Consider the following 16,661-nt stretch of genomic DNA (forward strand, 5'->3'; position numbering starts at 1 on the left):
TTATTAATAAAATAGAATCACGTAGTAAGATATGTGTGAAAGGGGTTATCAATAGAATGAGATTTGAAGAAGAAAGAAAATTATTAGTAGAATATGGCAAGAAAATGATTGATAGAAATTTAACTAAGGGATCTGGTGGAAATCTTAGCATTTTTATGAGAGAAGAAGGATTAATGGCAATCACTCCAAGTGGAATTGATTACTATGAAATGAAACCTGAAGACATTGTTATTATGGATTTGGATGACAATGTTGTAGATGGTGATAAAAGACCTTCATCAGAATATTCAATGCATAAAATTTTCTACAAAGAAAGAAAAGATATAGATTCAGTTGTACATCTTCATTCAGTATATTCAACAATACTAGCTTGCCTTCGTTGGGAGCTGCCAGCAACTCATTATCTAATAGGAGTATCAGGAGGTGAAAATGTAAGATGTGCTAAATATGCAACATATAGCACAGAAGAACTTGCTGAAAATGCTTTTGAAGCTATGAAAGACAGAAATGCAGTATTCTTAGCTAATCATGGATTATTAGTAGGTTCTAAGAGTTTACCAAATGCCTTTGGCAAAGCAGAAGAGATTGAACTATGTGCTGAGGTATACTATAGAGCGAAATCTGTAGGCGAACCTGTAATTCTCGACACACAAGAAGTAGATAAAATGTTGAAAATGTTTAAAGGATATGGACAAAGAGCATAAAAGAAGAGCATTAAAAGGTACATATTATTTTGATTAAGATTTACTAAAAAACTACTAATTTTAAGGAGAGGTTGACATGAACAATAACAAAGATAATAATAATAGTAATTTTAAAGGATTATTACCATTAATAGTGTTCTTGGTATTATTTATGGGTACAGGTATTATAACAGGAGATTTTAGTAGTATGCCATTGTTGGTAGCATTTATATTTGCATCAGGTTTTGCTTTATTATTGGATAAAAAAGGTGGTAAAACAAGCTTTGGAGAAAAAGTATCTATATTTACTAAAGCTGGTGGTGAAGACACAATAATTTTGATGGTTGTCATATTCATACTAGCAGGAGCTTTTTATTCTGTGGCTGATGCTATGGGAGCAGTAAACTCAATAGTTAACTTAGGATTGACAGTTCTACCGGTTAACATGATTTTACCTGGAATATTCATCATTGGCTGTATTTTATCATTTTCAATGGGAACATCAATGGGTACAATTACAGCTTTAGCCCCAATTGGTGTTGGTATTGCTAATCAAGCAGATATCAGTATGGCGTTGGTATTAGCTACAGTTGTAGGTAGTGCAATGTTTGGTGATAATCTATCATTTATATCTGATACAACAATAGCTGCTACAAGAACTCAAAATGTAGAGTTAAGAGACAAATTCAAATCAAATATTCTTATAGTTCTACCAGCAGTGATAATAACACTTATTATATTAGCAATGATTCCAGTTGATGTAGTCAGCTTAGAAAGTGTTGATTATTCATTAGTTAATATTTTACCTTATGTAGCTATAATAGTCAGTGCATTAGCTGGACTTAATGTAATGGCTGTATTAGGAATTGGTATTGGTGTTGGTTCAATCATAGGATTACTTAATTCTAGCTTCACTGGTGTTGAATTATTAGGGGTTTTACAAAGAGGTATGGGATGGATGGAAGACCTAGCTATAATCGCAATTGTTGTTGCTGGTTTAGTTGGACTTATGAAATATTATGGTGGTATTGATTATCTATTAGAAAAAGTTACTGCTAAAGTAAAAGGCAAAAAAGGTGGTCAATTCGGAATTGCAGCGTTAGTTGGATTGATTACAGCTGCTACAACTAATAATACAATCTCAATACTTACTGCTGGACCATTAGCAAAAGATATATCAGAAGAATACGATATAGATCCAAGAAAAACTGCAAGTTTATTGGATATCTTCTCAGCAGCGGTACAAGGATTAATTCCTTATGGAGGACAATTATTACTGGCAGCAGGGTTAGGACATATTTCACCAGTTGAAATAGTACCATATTCAATATATTCAATACTAATGTTAGTAATCGGTAGTTTATCTATTATTATTGGATTCCCTAGATATAAAAAAGCTAGAAAATAGTAGGCGATAAGTTGATATAGATAATTATCAATATATAGATTATATAGTAAACAATTTTATATAGAATAAACATATAAGAATATGCCATATATAGTGCCTAAACATTATATATGGTACATTCATAAGAAATTTTACAGGGCAAATGTATACAGGAGGTAATAGCAAAATGGAAAGAGTAGATAAAGATCTTGCATTTATGCTAAGATATGAGAATGTTGCTTGGTATGAAGACGGAAAAGTAAAAATATTAGATCGTAGAATATATCCAACAGAAGTTAGATTCGTTACATGTGCATCTCATGGGGAAGTCGCTAAGGCAATTGCTGATATGGTGACTCAAAGTGCAGGACCTTATACAGCAGCAGGGATGGGTATGGCACTTGCAGCTTATGAGTGCAAAGATTTAAAAGAAGAAGAACAAATGAAATATCTAAAAGATGCGGCTTATACACTATCACATGCAAGACCTACGACAGTTCCTAGAATGACTCTAGTTGTCAATGGTTGCCTAGAAGTTGTGAAAAAAGCTTTAGAAAATTCACAAAGAGTTGACGAGGAAATATTCAAGCATACTGTTAATTCCATGAATAGAAGATATTCTAAGATTGGTGAAGTAGCTAATTATCTAGTAGATATGTTTCCACAAAATGGTAATGTAATGACTCAATGTTTTGGTGAAACAATTATAGGTATGATGTTGAAAGAGGCTAAGAAAAGAAATAAAGTCGTTAAATTCTTTTGCCCAGAAACAAGACCTTTCTTACAAGGTGCAAGACTTACAGCAAGTGTTATACATGACCAAGGGTTTGATGTAACAGTTATTACAGATAATATGCCAGCCATCACTATGCAGACTAAAAATATTGATCTGTTTACATCAGCTGCTGATTCCATATGTATAGATGGACATATTGTCAACAAGGTAGGAACAATGCAGATTGCAATTGCTGCAAAACATTTTGGAATACCATATTTCGTAACAGGAATTCCTGATAAAGACACAATAGATACGGTTAAAATAGAAGAAAGAGATCCAAAGGAAGTATTAGAATTCAGAGGTATAAAAAATACTTTAGATGGTGTTAAGGCTTATTATCCAGCTTTTGACATAACACCACCACATTTAGTAAGTGGAGTAGTAACTGATAAAGGTATATATAGTGCATATGATTTAAAAAGATATTTTTCTACAGAAGTAGATAACTATTGGTAAAAATAATTGGAGATGAGATAATGTCTAAATTTGATAAACATTTTAGAATGAATGAACAAGATGCCATTGAGTATGTAATAGAAAAACTTGATTTCTTCGATGATAATGCTAAGCTACAATCAAAAGAAATTGGTGATGGCAATATTAATTATGTATTTAAAGTATGGGATGAAAACACACAAAAATCGATTATTATTAAACATGCCGATACAGTACTTAGATCATCAGGTCGTGCATTAGATGTTAATAGAAATAAAATAGAAGCAATGGTACTGATGCAACAAGAAAGATTAGCGCCTAATTTAGTTCCTAAAATATATAAATATGATTCTGTGATGTGTATATTAGCCATGGAAGATGTGTCAGTATACCATAACCTAAGAACAGAATTATTACAAAGAAATACTTTTCCAACTTTAGCTGAGGATATTACAACTTTCTTAGTAAATACCTTATTACCAACAACAGATTTGGTTATGGATTCAGGAGAAAAGAAAGATCAAGTAAAAGAATATATCAATAAAGATTTATGTAAGATATCAGAAGATCTTGTATTTACTGAACCTTATATTGATTATAAGGGTAGGAATATTATAATAGATGAGAATCTAAAATTCGTTGAAGAAGTTTTATATAATGACGATGATCTAATTCTTGAAGTTGGTAAGTTGAAAAATAACTTTATGAATAATGCTCAAGCTTTAGTTCATGGAGATTTACATTCAGGTTCAATATTCGCTAATGAAACTGGAATAAAAGTACTAGACCCAGAATTCGCTTTTTATGGACCTATGGGTTATGATGTTGGAAATGTTGTAGGTAATTTATTCTTTGCATGGGCTCACGCATATGTTGAAGACGTAGATAAAGATGAAGAATTAAATAAAAAAGCATTCCTTGATTGGCTATCAATTACAATAGAAGAAATTGTAGATTTATTTATAGTTAAATTCAATAAACTATATAAAGAAATCGTTACTGATGAAATGGCTAAAAAAGATTATTATAGAAATTGGTATTTAGTTTCAGTATTATCTGATTCTGCTGGTAGTGCTGGACTTGAAATAATTAGAAGAGTTGTTGGTGATTCAAAGGTTGCGGATGTAACTACGATTGAAGATACAGACAAACGTGTTAAAGCAGAAAGATTATTGATTAACATTGGAAAAGAAATGATAATGAATCGTAAGAGTATCAACAGCGGTAAAGATTTTATTGATATATTAAAGAAACATATATAGTATAAATATTAATTTACCATTATTATAGAGACTGTTAACCATTATGAGCGTATTTGAGGGCATTGATATAATTGACGAAATAGATTAAGAGGCTGCAACATATAAATTGTTGCAGCCTCTAAGTATATTATAATATAAAACTATTAAAGTGCTTTTCTGCTGTCAGTATTAATGACTCTGTTTATTATTGCAGAAGCTTCAGCTCTAGTAATATTATCAGTTGGATGGAATGTTGCTTCGGCATCACTACCTGTAACAACTCCTGCGTTAAATAATAAATAGATTTCAGAAGCATAATTTGTATCATCATCGACATCAGCCATTGGGTAAAGCTGTATTGCTTTGAATTCTTCCTCAGGTACTGATTTAGCAAATAAATATGATAATTCAGCTTTTGTAATTTTTCTAGTATAATCATCAAATTGATCTTCTGTCATGATATTGTTTTCTAATGCATATTTAACGAATCCATCATACCAATTATCACCAGTTTTTTCAATTTCACTACCTAGACCTGCATAGATTTTATTTGTTCTAGCTGCCATTGCAATAGCCTCAGCTACACTGATAGAACCTTTTGGCGCGAATTGGTTGTCGCCTTTACCATTCATTATTCCTAACTCATAGCAGTTTTTCACTGAATCTGCGTACCAAATACCATCTTCAACATCATTGAAAGTATCTGCCTTATATTCATTAACTTGTTCAAAATTACTTAATCCAGGAACTGCTTCAGTATCTTTAGTAGTATCTACTTCTTTAGCAGTTTCGTCTTCTTTAGATGTATCTTCTGCAGCGTCGTTCACATCTTCTTTTTTAGTATCAGTAACAGCTAATGCTTCCTTGGCTTTTTTTACATCTTCTGCACTTGGTAATGGATAAGTTTTTGAGTCAACTACCATGATACCTGTAGGTTTGTTGTTGATATTAAAAGGGAACTTTTCAATAGTATTTTCAGATAATTTTTCAAATACTCTAGCAACTCCTGTAGTATAAGAACCGCTTTGTTCCAAACCGTTGCAAAATACTGTTTTCTCATTATCTATAAAAGGAAAATATGATACATAGAAATCCATGGCATCTTTATCATCAATTACTTCAATAAGAATTTCAGCGCCTTTCATTACAGGAATAATAGTTAATCCATTATCAATAAATTCACCTGTACCATTCCATACATCCCTGTGTGTTTCTTTATTATATGTAAAATGGTCTGGATCATCACAATAAGTATCTAAAAATTTATGGTTATAATTTTCAAATAAAACAGTAGTATCATTTAATTGAACTCCTACAACACCTTTAATAGTTATTTTGCATATTCTTTCATTACCATAATAATCTGTGTATAGAGCTTTATTCAATATGATAGTTCCAAAATTTGAATCTGTTGTTTCGTTTTCAGCAGCATAAGATAGAGTACAAGTGCTAAAAACAAGAGTAAGAGCTAATAGTAATGTAACAATTTTTTTCATTTGTAAATTCCTCCTATTATTTTTGTATGCTATCTAAAAAACTGATAGCATATAAAATTTTATATCATTAATAAATGTTTGTCAATAAATTGTCTATTTATTTTTTATTTTAGGGAATTATGTTGAGTAAATAACATTGTAAAAAATATAAAGTAATAATTATTTAATTAAATAGATATAATAACTGGTTTGTAGAATTAAATGAAGTAAAGATAGAGATATATAGCATTAAACATGAACAATAAATTTTATTGAAATGATAATTTTCTTAAAAGTATTGTAATAAAAAAGGCTGTTGATAATAAGTTCCAATCAACAGCTTTATAGTGTAATTATTCATTTCTAATTAATTTATTATGTTAGTATTGATTCAAAAATAAGTGTTTCAACTTGTTTTTTATGATTGTCAATAAATTCTTGTTCAGTGAAATCTTTATCCATTAATTTTAGAAACGTATCTTGAGTTATAATGGGTAACCATGCCATTGCCATAGCATTTAACCATAGAGTATTTATATCTATATCTTGTCTTATGATTCCCATATCTCTTGCATCTGATAGATATTTATGACTCCAAGAAATCATATCAGGAAAAAAGCTGAGTATCCATTCTTGCCTGTTATTATTTAATGATTCAGTTACTAAAATTTTTGTTAGGTTAGGATGCTTGAAAGTGTAATCAATATGACGTGCCAAAATAGTTTTTAATGCATCAACAGTTACTGTATCTTTAATTACTAATTTATCAACGTAATTCTTTTCATCTTCAATAAGATGTTCAATTACATTTTTATATAGCATTTCTTTATTACCAAAAAAATAAGAAGGTGTAGTCCTTGATAAACCACTTAATTCTGCGATTTCAGTCAAAGTTGTCAAATGATAACCTTTTTGAGCAAAAAGTGTTTCAGCAGCATCTAATATTTTTTTTCTGGACAACTCAGCATCTCTTTTTCTTATATTATCCATAGGTTGACTCCTTCATTAAATGATTTGTTGAATCAGCAATTACAAAAAAAGACTATAATAAAAATATATCTAGTCTTTTTTTGGTAATATTACTATGTAATTATAACATATCACAATACAATAAAACAGTGCTTTTTATAGTTGAGGTTTTATGATGACCTTAACTACTTCGTCCGGTTTGTTTTGAACGAGATCAATAGCACTTTCAATATCATCTATTGGCATTGTATGACTTATTAAAGGTGTGAGATCAAGATTACCCTCATTAACTTGATCAAGAAGACCACCTATATTTTTAAGATCACCCAATCCCATACTGAAAGTGATATTTTTATAAAAATGATTTGATTGAATATTGATAGGTTTTTTGGGAATACCTACAAGGAACATTCTGCCACCAATACCAAGACAATCAATTCCTTGATTGATTGTGATATCTAATCCTGCTGCATCAATAACAACGTTAGCCCCATTGTTGTTAGTGTACTTAGCTATATTTTTTAATACATCCTCATCTGTACTGATGGTATGAGTAGCCCCAATTTGTAATGCTTTCTTCAATCTTGTTTCGGATTTTTCAACAACTATTATTTTATCTGGATTATGAAGTTTAGCTGTTAGGATTGTTGCCATACCAACAGGACCACAACCAAATATTACAATGGTTTCACCTTCTTTTAAACCAGAATGTTCAATACCGGTATAGCCAGTAGAAGCTATATCTGATACAAAGATAACCTGTTCATCAGTAAGGTTATCAGGTACTTTTAATAAACATGAATCTGCATGAGGTACACATGTGTATTCAGCATGAACACCAGGTATACTACCCCTGGTTTCTCCGGCACCGTGAATACCACCATTAGCACAGTGGGATACATACCCATTCTTACAGGGTTCACATTTGCCACAATAAGGTGCAGGAGGTCCGATAACTCTGTCACCAACTTTGAAATTCTTAACATCTTTTCCTACTGATTCAATTATTCCTACATACTCATGACCTAATACAAAACCAGGTTTCGTAGGGATAGCACCTCTTATAATATGGATATCGCTGCCACAAATTGTAGTAGTAGTAACTTTTACAATGACATCGGTAGAGTTTTTCATAACAGGTTTTTCAACATTTCTTAATTCAATTTTATTTACTTCTGGAAAGTATAATGCTTTAATAGTAAACACTCCTTTATGTAATATATAAGTAAGTCTAGTTAATCATAGGTAACTAGCTGAACGTTCATCTAGTTAATAATAGCACTGATTATTTTACTTGTCAAGATGGCAAAACAATTGAAGGTAATGATATTAAAAATATTGACAGAATATTTATTAAGATTTATAATTTAAATGATATTAAATATCATTATCAATTAATAAACTTGATTATAAATATAACTAGAGAACAAAAGGTATCACTAAAATAAGATATGGAGGTAAATCAATAATGTCACAAACTAAGGTTTATTGGTTAGTATTTAAGGGGATTTTGAAAAAACAGATATCCAAAAGATATTCTAGAGAATTTACAAAGGATTTGTTGAAAAAAACTAAAAAAGAGTACAACGACATGATTTCTAGAGCTCCTGATATAGGAGGAAAAGAAAATAAACTGATTATGAATATATATGCAGGAGGAATCTTTATTGCATGTTATAAGGCTGCGGATAAAGCTATCTCACCTGAAATAATGGGTAATATCATAATAGATGGGTTAAAACAATCGAAAATCGTAAAATTTGTGTGTAAAGGACAAGATCAAACAACCCAAAAATTCAAGGGGTGGGTTAGGAGTGTATCAAAATGGACACAAGCAAATGCTGATAAGTATCCTGCAAACTGGATTATGAGGGAAAATAGTAGTAAGCACAAAACAGGAACATATTTTGAATTTACTCGCTGTGGGCTTTGTGAATTGTGTAAATTAGAAAATTGTACTGAGCTTGCTCCATATCTATGTGAAACAGATTATATAACTGCTAGTTTTGGCAAATCAAAGTTAATAAGAAATTCTACACTAGCAGAGGGAGCTTCTTGCTGTGATTTTTGGTATGTTAATAAGTAAGTTTAGAGAAATGAAAAATACTACATATTTTTAAATAAGACAAATAGATGTCATATTTATCTGTTATAATATTAATAGGTGGTGATATTATTGCAGATTGATAGATTATTTCAGATTGTGTATTTACTCTTAGATAAAAAACAAGTAACAGCAAAAGAATTATCTAATATTCTAGAGGTATCCACAAGAACAATATACAGAGATGTAGAAACTTTGTCTATGGCAGGAATACCAATCTATACTAATAAAGGGAAGGGTGGAGGTATAAGCCTTCTGGATAATTTTATTATAAATAAATCCGTTTTATCGAATGAAGAGCAAAATAAAGTGCTTATAGGATTGGAATTATTGAAAGCAACTGAATATGAAAACGTTGATGATGCTATACTCAAATTAAAATCTTTATTCAAGAAAAGTAATGAAAATTGGATTGAAGTAGATTTTTCCTATTGGGGTAGTTCAAAATCAGAAAAAAAGAAATTTGAAGATTTGAAATATGCTTTAACTTTTTGTAGGAGTATAAGATTTGCTTATTATAATCTATATGGAGATAAAACTACAAGAATTGTTAATCCATTGAAACTAATATTTAAACAAAAAGATTGGTACTTGTTAGGCTATTGTTTAATGAGGAAAGATTATAGAATGTTCAAGATATATAGAATGAAAAATCTTGAAATAACTAGTAGTGATTTTGATAGAGATGATTATAACTTGGATGACTTTAATTTATCATATCAACAAACGGCTCAATTAATATCTCTAAAAATCATTTTAGCGCCTGAGATAAAGTATAGAGCTTATAATGAATTTAATATTAATGATATTATCTGTAGAGAAGATGGTAGTTATGAAATTATGTTCAAAGCGGTAGAGGATGAGTGGTTATACAATTATATAATCACATTTGGACAATATATAAAAATCATAGAGCCAAGTTATATAAATGATATAATCAAAAAAAAGTTGGAAGATATTTTGAGAAGTTATCAATAAGGTATGGATGTTGGTAAGTCCATACTATTTTTTTTAGAGTTAAAATGATAATGATATTCATTGCTATAATTAAACAATGATGAATGTTGATTGAAAGGGGACTTTTATAAAATAGATATAGTTAATATAAAATAATTTTAGAAAGGAAATAAATAATGAATAGTAGAAAAGAATTATTAGAAATGAGTATGGGTAAACTTTTTATGAAACTTGCTATACCTGCTATGATTGGAATGTTAGCGGTAGGATTATATAATATGGTTGATGCTATTTTTGTAGGTCAATTTGTATCTGGAGAAGGTGTTGGTGCAATAGTTCTAGCATATAATGTAGTGCTTTTGAATACTGCTGTAGCAATGCTTCTTGCTATGGGAGCAATGTCTGTTTTATCTAGAGCCATTGGAGAAAAGGATCAAAAGACAATAGATAAACTATTTGGTAATGTTTTGATAGGGGTTTCAGTATTATCAATATTACTGACTATAATAGTATATAACTTTGCAAATCCAATGCTTGAATTTCTTGGTGCAACAGACGAGATATTGGTGTTAGGAACGAGATACTTAAAAATCATATCTCTAGGATTTGTTTTTTCAGCTTTAGGACCTGCTCTTAATTTCTTGATTCGTGGTGAAGGTCGAATGAAAGTTGCCATGAAGATAATTATTTCAGGTACGCTGATTAATATTATATTAGACCCTATTTTGATTAAATTCCTTAACATGGGAATTGAGGGTGCTGCATTGGCTACAGTTATTGCACAGATTTGTGTTGCAGTAGGCGATATTATATATTTCAAATCAGGTAAGAGTATTATCAAAATAACTAGGCATAGTTTTAAGATGTCATTTGATATAATGCCCAAAATATTAAATGTTGGAATTTCAGGTATGGTAATGCAAGTAATGCCAGCAATCCAGATGTCCGTAATGTTTAAAGTACTTTCCAATATAGGAGGTAATGATAGTATCATTATTATGGGAGCATCTTATAGAGTTATGATGTTTGCATTTATTACATTATGGGGTATTGCACAGGGGGTACAGCCAATAATAGGTGCGAACTATGGAGCTAAGAAATTTGAACGTGTAAAAGAAGCTTTCTTGACATTTACTAAAATATCAACAGGTGTAGCGGGAGTATTGTGGATTTGTTTCATGTTATTCCCTAAAACTATATTGAGTTGGTTTATAACAGATGCATCATTAGCACAACTTGGTATAGGTAGATTCAGAATTTTTCTTGGAATATTTATTTTATATGGTATCATGTCAATGTCAATTGTATTTTTCCAAGGAATTGGGAAAGGGAGCAAAGCAGCTATTTTGGTTATGGGAAGACAGATATTATTTTTCATACCTATTGTACTGATTTTACCTAGGATCATTGGTGAAACAGGAGCTTGGATAGCTATGCCTCTAGGAGATCTGCTTACTGTGATAATGAGTAGCGTTTTAATTATAAAAGAATTCAAATCGTTAAACAGTAAAATTAACGGACATATCAAAAACAATAAATTAATAAGAGCGGAATGCTGATAAATAAAAAACCTCAATCTGATTAGTTCATGATTGAGGTTTTTTCAATAGATAAGGTCTCTAGAGTAAGTGACTATTTTCTCCTAACGATAATTCACGGTATTTACTAGGAAGCAATCCAGTACTTTTCTTAAATAATTCAGAGAAACGACTAGCGCTATGATATCCAACGATACGAGCAATTTGACCTATATTAAGCTCTGTATTCGCCAACAAATGTTCAGCTTGTCCCATACGTCGATGTTGAATGTATTCAGTAATAGTACATTTATATACTTCTTTAAATGAAGACTTCAATTTAGTTATTCCCATACATGCTATTTGAGAAAGATTATCTAGATGAAGGTCATATGCATAATGGTCATTAATATATGCTGTGACAGTTTCCAGATGTTCAAGGTCTTGCTTGGTAATTCTTCTAGGAGTTTTCGGCTTTATCTGTTTTGATCTTTCAACGAGAAGAGATATCGCCTCAGTAACTTTGCTTTCAAAAAATAATCTTGCTGCCATTCCTGTACCTTTGTAATTTCTAATCTGATGTAATAATAAAACCATCTCAGGAAAGTTTGTATCTTCATCTATACTTAATACAGCTGAGCGTGGACTTATGTACTCTCCTGAATATTTGGATTTTAGATAATCCTCATAATACTCTGGTGTAATTTCAATACCAATTGAGCGAATTGGAATATTCTTATGAAATAATGCTTTATATACAGTTTGGTTGCTCCAATATCCTTTTACACATCCTGCATTCAATCTTTTATATGGATTCAATTCTTCTCCTGAGAGAGAATCATAATAAGTTATACTTAGATATTCTGGTAATCTACATTCCAATAAATAATCTTCATAGAAGTAAAAATCATGAATAGCAATAGCAAAAAGATTGTTATGAGCGTATATCCAGTAATAACCTTTACCAATCTTAGGGTCGATTTTATAGCATTGACCCATTGCATTATATTGTTTATTAGTATCAATTGTGAATCCCTTTTCAAATAAATAAGGTTCATGTATATCTTTAATTATGTTTTTAATTTTAATTCCTCCCCCTAATGCCACGATTAGACGAATTTTTATTATGATTAGGCGAATGTATTTGAGAATCATTGTCAATTTCTATAGTGCATTGTATACTTATTGACATTGACATAGTAATAATCATTGACCTAATGATAGTTTAATGAAACATGATTGCTTTGTCAATGAGGGTTTAAATTATAATAAGCACTTTATATAACAAGGAGGAATTTAACATGTCAAATATAACTATTTCAAAGCAAAAATTAAGTATTAAAGATTTAGTAGTAACAGGAATTTTTTCTGCACTTTTTTTTGTATTAACTATGATTGGAGGAATACTCTTTGCACCTAATCCAGTATTGACATTCTTATTACCACCCGCTGTAGCTCTTCTTACAGGTCCTGTGTACCTTTTATTAATTGCTAAAGTTCCAAAACATGGTCCAATACTCATTCTTGGTATTCTAATGGGATTACTGATGTTTGTTACAGGAATGTATTGGTTGTGGTCAGTTGCTTATATATTACTCGCAATCGTGGCTGAATTGATTTCAGGAGCTGGTAAATTTAATAATATGAAACTTAATATTCTAGGATTTTTGATTTTCTCTCTTAATCCTATAGGTTCTTATATGATGTTGTGGCTTAATCAAACCAAATACATTGAATATCTGGTTGGATCAGGAACAGAACAAACCTATATGAATACAATGGTTGATACAGCAAAAGATTGGATGTTGCCAGCAATGATTATTGGCACTTTATTATGTGCATTTATTAGCGCTCTACTTGGTAGAAGATTACTCAAAAAGCAATTTGAAAAAGCGGGAATTGTAGCATGAATCTCATAGTGGGAACAAGCACTAAAAAACAAGGATTATTACATATTGATCCAAGAACAAAATTATTTATTCTATTAGTAGGTAACTTATCTGTATTTTTTGCAGGGTCTATCAAGTTGGAAGTAATACTTGCTTGCTTTATAATTTTACTTGGGATGATTAGTGGTGCGTATAGATTCACTTTTAAAATGTCAGTAATCTATTTCATGATATTGATAATACAAATATTGGGTTCAGTATATCTAGGTGGAACTTTTAAGATATTTATTGTGAGTTTTTGTATGTTCATAAGAAAGATATTCCCATGTGGTATGTTAGGTGGAATAATTGTTTCTACAACAAGAGTAAATGAATTCATGGCGGCTATGAATCGTATACATATGCCCAAAAGTGTAGTTATTCCGTTAACAGTAATGCTTAGATATTTTCCAATGGTAGGAGAGGATTGGAGATATATCAAAGATGCAATGAAAATGAGGAATGTGGCACCATCGTTTGGTGGGTTCTTAATTAGACCGCTTCAAACTATAGAATGTGTTTATGTTCCACTTATGATGTCAGCTTCCAAAGTTGCTGATGAACTATCAGCAGCAGCAGTAACAAGAGGAATTGAAAATCCAAAGGTTCGTACTTGTGTTCAAACGATTCGTTTTTCATGTGCAGATGCTATTTGCAATATTTGTTTTTTTGCATTGTTGATAATAGCGATTATAACATAAGGAGGTAATGACTTGATTGAAATAAAGGATACTTCTTTTACTTATCAAGGTAAAGAAGAAAATGGAATTAAGAATGTTAATATTACAATAAAAACAGGTGAGTGTATACTTCTTTGTGGAAAAAGCGGATGTGGTAAAACCACAATCACACGACTTATCAATGGTCTAATTCCACATTTTTATTCTGGAGAGTTAAAAGGGACTATAGAAATAGATAATAAAAATATATTGGATATGAATATGTATGAAATCGCTGAAAAAGTGGGATCAGTATTTCAGAATCCAAGAACTCAGTTTTTTAATGTGGATACTGACAGTGAAATAGCATTTGGAATAGAAAATCTATCATATCCACATCAGCGATTGAAACATTGTGTTCATAAAACTCAAAAAGACCTACATATAAAACAATTAATGGGAAGAAGTATTTTCGAATTATCTGGGGGAGAAAAACAAAAAATAGCATTTGCATCTATCTATGCTATGTCTCCAGATATTTATGTTCTTGATGAACCTTCCTCCAATCTAGATGTAGATGCTATATCGGAATTACGTAATATCTTGATAATGTTGAAAAGACAAGGTAAAACAATCATCATAGCAGAGCATAGATTGTATTATCTTAGAGATATTATTGATCGGGTAGTTCACGTTGAAGAAGGGGAAATTAAGAAAATATATGATAAAGATGAATTCATCAATATTCCGTTAAAGCAAAGAATTAAGTTAGGATTCAGAACTACTGATTTATCAACTATTGTACCACTCAATAACAATGGAAAAAATGATAAAGATGTTTTGGATATTAATGATATGGATATATCCTATAAAAAAAATGTAGTCATGAAAGATATTTCCATTTGTGCTAAACGTGGAGAAGTAATAGGAATCATAGGACATAATGGAGCAGGAAAATCTACGTTTCTAAGAAGTGTATGCGGATTACATAAAGGGTGTAAAGGCAATTTCTGTTGGAAAGGTAAAAAAGTAAGTAACAAACAACGCTTGAAACTGTCTTATATGGTAATGCAAGATGTTAATTACCAACTTTTTAGTGAAAATGTAGAAACGGAATGTCACTTTGGCATAAAAAGCCCAGATATGGAACTTATCAATCAAGTGATGAAAGATCTAAAAATCTATCAATATAAGGATAGGCATCCTAATACATTATCTGGGGGGGCAAAAACAAAGAACAGCTGTAGCGGTAAGTATGATATGCGAAAAAGAGATTCTAGTATTTGATGAACCTACAAGTGGGCTTGATTATGATAGTATGCTACAAGTTGTAGGTCTAATCAAAAAACTAGCCAGTATGGGAAAGATAATTTTTATCGTTACTCATGATTATGAGTTCATCTCTTCTGTTTGTAGTCGTATTATACATTTTGATGATGGTATGTTAGTAGATGATTTTAATATTGATGGAAACAACATAGAAAAGCTTAGGGATTTTTTTATAGTATGAGAAGAGTAGAAGAAAACAAAACATACTATAGAGATATCATCGACAAACAGATCATTCAAAATGATTCAGTTTTATATACAGTATCGTCTTATGCTGGAAAAGGTACTATGCGTAGTTATAGTGTTATGCCAGGTGTTGAGATCATATATAATGATATTGAACTTTTTAAGCCTTTAAGTAAAACAATGAAGATCGATGTAGACTGTATCGAGATAAATTATTGTCTGAAGGGACACGTGGAAATCAAGTTCAAAAATCAGAAATATGCTTATATGTCAGATGGAGATCTCTCTCTTTTTAACTGCAAGACAGATGCTCTTTACTGTGATTTCAGTACAAAACCTTATGTGGGGATTACAATAATGCTTTATTTACCTTATATCATTGAGAGTCTTGATGATATGTTAAATACTACTGAATTTATAAAAGATTCTTTTTTTGGAAAGGTATTTGATGCTGATTCTTGTATTATTGATAGTGCCAATGAGAGTGTCGAACATATTTTTAAAGAACTTTGGGTTTTGCCTGATAAATACAAGAATCATCTTATGAAGATTAAAGTAACAGAACTTTTATTATACTTATTGTCTGATTCGGATTATAAAAATAATAGAGTAATATATTTCTCCAAATCATCTGTAGATAAGATTAAAGAGGCAAGGCGTATTATAGTTTCTAGGATTGATGAGTGGATTACAGTTCAGACGCTTTCAAAACTGGTAGGAATGAATGTAACAGATTTAGAGAAAGGATTCAAGAGTATATATGATCATCCTGTATTTACTTATGCAAGAATACGAAAAATGCAAAAGGCAAAAGAATTACTTACAGATACTAACATGTCCATAATTGATATTGCACTTGATTGTGGATATTCAAATGGAGGAAAATTTGCAAAAGCATTCAAAAATGAATTTAATATGACACCATCAAAATATAGAAAAAGCAGTGTTGTAAGTAAACCATGAGAATCGCAGAAGCGTATGCTCATGGTTTGTTTTCAATTGGGCCATTTTTA

The 16,661-nt window shown here is 30.8% G+C and carries 16 protein-coding genes; 12 read left to right on the plus strand and 4 right to left on the minus strand.

What is annotated here, in order from left to right:
* The first annotated feature begins 56 nt into the window (after positions 1 to 56).
* From ACX6CF_RS12950 to mtnK, 4 genes are all read left to right on the plus strand, one after another.
* Positions 57 to 704, plus strand: coding sequence for an L-fuculose-phosphate aldolase (locus ACX6CF_RS12950; protein WP_458785757.1), 648 nt, complete (start codon positions 57 to 59; stop codon positions 702 to 704).
* A 76-nt stretch (positions 705 to 780) separates the two neighbouring features.
* Positions 781 to 2,091, plus strand: a complete 1,311-nt coding sequence (locus tag ACX6CF_RS12955) for a Na+/H+ antiporter NhaC family protein (RefSeq protein ID WP_458785758.1) — start codon at positions 781 to 783, stop codon at positions 2,089 to 2,091.
* 166 nt (positions 2,092 to 2,257) lie between these two features.
* Positions 2,258 to 3,304 carry an S-methyl-5-thioribose-1-phosphate isomerase gene (locus ACX6CF_RS12960; protein WP_458785759.1) on the plus strand — a complete coding sequence of 349 codons (1,047 nt, stop codon included), beginning with the start codon at positions 2,258 to 2,260 and terminating at the stop codon, positions 3,302 to 3,304.
* Positions 3,305 to 3,324: 20 nt separating this feature from the next.
* Positions 3,325 to 4,545 (plus strand): S-methyl-5-thioribose kinase, encoded by a 1,221-nt coding sequence (gene mtnK / locus ACX6CF_RS12965; protein WP_458785760.1) that lies wholly within the window; start codon positions 3,325 to 3,327, stop codon positions 4,543 to 4,545.
* Between the two features lie 143 nt (positions 4,546 to 4,688).
* Here the strand turns inward: mtnK and ACX6CF_RS12970 are convergent, their stop codons facing one another.
* The 3 genes from ACX6CF_RS12970 to ACX6CF_RS12980 all read right to left on the minus strand — a co-directional run bounded on the left by ACX6CF_RS12970 (position 4,689) and on the right by ACX6CF_RS12980 (position 8,174).
* Positions 4,689 to 6,020 (minus strand): S-layer homology domain-containing protein, encoded by a 1,332-nt coding sequence (locus ACX6CF_RS12970; RefSeq protein ID WP_458785761.1) that lies wholly within the window; start codon positions 6,018 to 6,020, stop codon positions 4,689 to 4,691.
* 354 nt (positions 6,021 to 6,374) lie between these two features.
* On the minus strand, positions 6,375 to 6,989 hold the full coding sequence (locus ACX6CF_RS12975) for a TetR/AcrR family transcriptional regulator (RefSeq protein ID WP_458785762.1): 615 nt from the start codon (positions 6,987 to 6,989) through the stop codon (positions 6,375 to 6,377).
* Positions 6,990 to 7,124: 135 nt separating this feature from the next.
* Positions 7,125 to 8,174: a zinc-dependent alcohol dehydrogenase gene (locus ACX6CF_RS12980; RefSeq protein WP_458785763.1), complete on the minus strand. Its 1,050-nt coding sequence runs from the start codon at positions 8,172 to 8,174 to the stop codon at positions 7,125 to 7,127.
* A 262-nt stretch (positions 8,175 to 8,436) separates the two neighbouring features.
* Here ACX6CF_RS12980 and ACX6CF_RS12985 point away from each other — a divergent pair, with 262 nt between their 5' ends.
* The 3 genes from ACX6CF_RS12985 to ACX6CF_RS12995 all read left to right on the plus strand — a co-directional run bounded on the left by ACX6CF_RS12985 (position 8,437) and on the right by ACX6CF_RS12995 (position 11,588).
* Positions 8,437 to 9,054: an L-2-amino-thiazoline-4-carboxylic acid hydrolase gene (locus ACX6CF_RS12985; RefSeq protein ID WP_458785764.1), complete on the plus strand. Its 618-nt coding sequence runs from the start codon at positions 8,437 to 8,439 to the stop codon at positions 9,052 to 9,054.
* A 90-nt stretch (positions 9,055 to 9,144) separates the two neighbouring features.
* Positions 9,145 to 10,050, plus strand: coding sequence for a helix-turn-helix transcriptional regulator (locus ACX6CF_RS12990; protein WP_458785765.1), 906 nt, complete (start codon positions 9,145 to 9,147; stop codon positions 10,048 to 10,050).
* A 155-nt stretch (positions 10,051 to 10,205) separates the two neighbouring features.
* Positions 10,206 to 11,588, plus strand: a complete 1,383-nt coding sequence (locus tag ACX6CF_RS12995; RefSeq protein ID WP_458785766.1) for an MATE family efflux transporter — start codon at positions 10,206 to 10,208, stop codon at positions 11,586 to 11,588.
* Positions 11,589 to 11,648: 60 nt separating this feature from the next.
* Here the strand turns inward: ACX6CF_RS12995 and ACX6CF_RS13000 are convergent, their stop codons facing one another.
* Positions 11,649 to 12,701 (minus strand): helix-turn-helix transcriptional regulator, encoded by a 1,053-nt coding sequence (locus ACX6CF_RS13000; RefSeq protein ID WP_458785767.1) that lies wholly within the window; start codon positions 12,699 to 12,701, stop codon positions 11,649 to 11,651.
* Positions 12,702 to 12,847: 146 nt separating this feature from the next.
* Between ACX6CF_RS13000 and ACX6CF_RS13005 the strand changes: the two genes are divergently transcribed.
* From ACX6CF_RS13005 to ACX6CF_RS13025, 5 genes are read left to right on the plus strand one after another with little or no spacing between them, the layout of a single operon-like run.
* Positions 12,848 to 13,456, plus strand: a complete 609-nt coding sequence (locus tag ACX6CF_RS13005; RefSeq protein WP_458785768.1) for an MptD family putative ECF transporter S component — start codon at positions 12,848 to 12,850, stop codon at positions 13,454 to 13,456.
* Positions 13,453 to 14,175, plus strand: a complete 723-nt coding sequence (locus tag ACX6CF_RS13010) for an energy-coupling factor transporter transmembrane component T (protein WP_458785769.1) — start codon at positions 13,453 to 13,455, stop codon at positions 14,173 to 14,175. Before ACX6CF_RS13005 ends, ACX6CF_RS13010 begins: the two co-directional genes overlap by 4 nt.
* Before the next feature lie 12 nt (positions 14,176 to 14,187).
* Positions 14,188 to 15,420, plus strand: a complete 1,233-nt coding sequence (locus ACX6CF_RS13015) for an ABC transporter ATP-binding protein (RefSeq protein ID WP_458785770.1) — start codon at positions 14,188 to 14,190, stop codon at positions 15,418 to 15,420.
* Positions 15,389 to 15,643 carry a hypothetical protein gene (locus tag ACX6CF_RS13020; protein WP_458785771.1) on the plus strand — a complete coding sequence of 85 codons (255 nt, stop codon included), beginning with the start codon at positions 15,389 to 15,391 and terminating at the stop codon, positions 15,641 to 15,643. Before ACX6CF_RS13015 ends, ACX6CF_RS13020 begins: the two co-directional genes overlap by 32 nt.
* Positions 15,640 to 16,611 (plus strand): helix-turn-helix domain-containing protein, encoded by a 972-nt coding sequence (locus ACX6CF_RS13025; protein WP_458785772.1) that lies wholly within the window; start codon positions 15,640 to 15,642, stop codon positions 16,609 to 16,611. The genes ACX6CF_RS13020 and ACX6CF_RS13025 overlap by 4 nt, the downstream gene beginning before the upstream one ends.
* Positions 16,612 to 16,661 lie beyond the last annotated feature (50 nt).

Source organism: Vallitalea sediminicola, assembly GCF_054408565.1.

Excerpts from the sequence above, each read along its gene's own strand:
- ACX6CF_RS13020 (WP_458785771.1), top strand. The coding sequence starts at position 15,389 with ATGATATGCGAAAAAGAGATTCTAGTATTTGATGAACCTACAAGTGGG.
- ACX6CF_RS13025 (WP_458785772.1), top strand. The coding sequence starts at position 15,640 with ATGAGAAGAGTAGAAGAAAACAAAACATACTATAGAGATATCATCGAC.
- ACX6CF_RS13000 (WP_458785767.1), bottom strand. The coding sequence starts at position 12,701 with ATGATTCTCAAATACATTCGCCTAATCATAATAAAAATTCGTCTAATC.
- ACX6CF_RS13005 (WP_458785768.1), top strand. The coding sequence starts at position 12,848 with ATGTCAAATATAACTATTTCAAAGCAAAAATTAAGTATTAAAGATTTA.
- ACX6CF_RS12985 (WP_458785764.1), top strand. The coding sequence starts at position 8,437 with ATGTCACAAACTAAGGTTTATTGGTTAGTATTTAAGGGGATTTTGAAA.
- ACX6CF_RS13010 (WP_458785769.1), top strand. The coding sequence starts at position 13,453 with ATGAATCTCATAGTGGGAACAAGCACTAAAAAACAAGGATTATTACAT.
- ACX6CF_RS12955 (WP_458785758.1), top strand. The coding sequence starts at position 781 with ATGAACAATAACAAAGATAATAATAATAGTAATTTTAAAGGATTATTA.
- ACX6CF_RS12950 (WP_458785757.1), top strand. The coding sequence starts at position 57 with ATGAGATTTGAAGAAGAAAGAAAATTATTAGTAGAATATGGCAAGAAA.
- ACX6CF_RS12970 (WP_458785761.1), bottom strand. The coding sequence starts at position 6,020 with ATGAAAAAAATTGTTACATTACTATTAGCTCTTACTCTTGTTTTTAGC.
- ACX6CF_RS12995 (WP_458785766.1), top strand. The coding sequence starts at position 10,206 with ATGAATAGTAGAAAAGAATTATTAGAAATGAGTATGGGTAAACTTTTT.
- ACX6CF_RS12975 (WP_458785762.1), bottom strand. The coding sequence starts at position 6,989 with ATGGATAATATAAGAAAAAGAGATGCTGAGTTGTCCAGAAAAAAAATA.
- mtnK (WP_458785760.1), top strand. The coding sequence starts at position 3,325 with ATGTCTAAATTTGATAAACATTTTAGAATGAATGAACAAGATGCCATT.
- ACX6CF_RS12960 (WP_458785759.1), top strand. The coding sequence starts at position 2,258 with ATGGAAAGAGTAGATAAAGATCTTGCATTTATGCTAAGATATGAGAAT.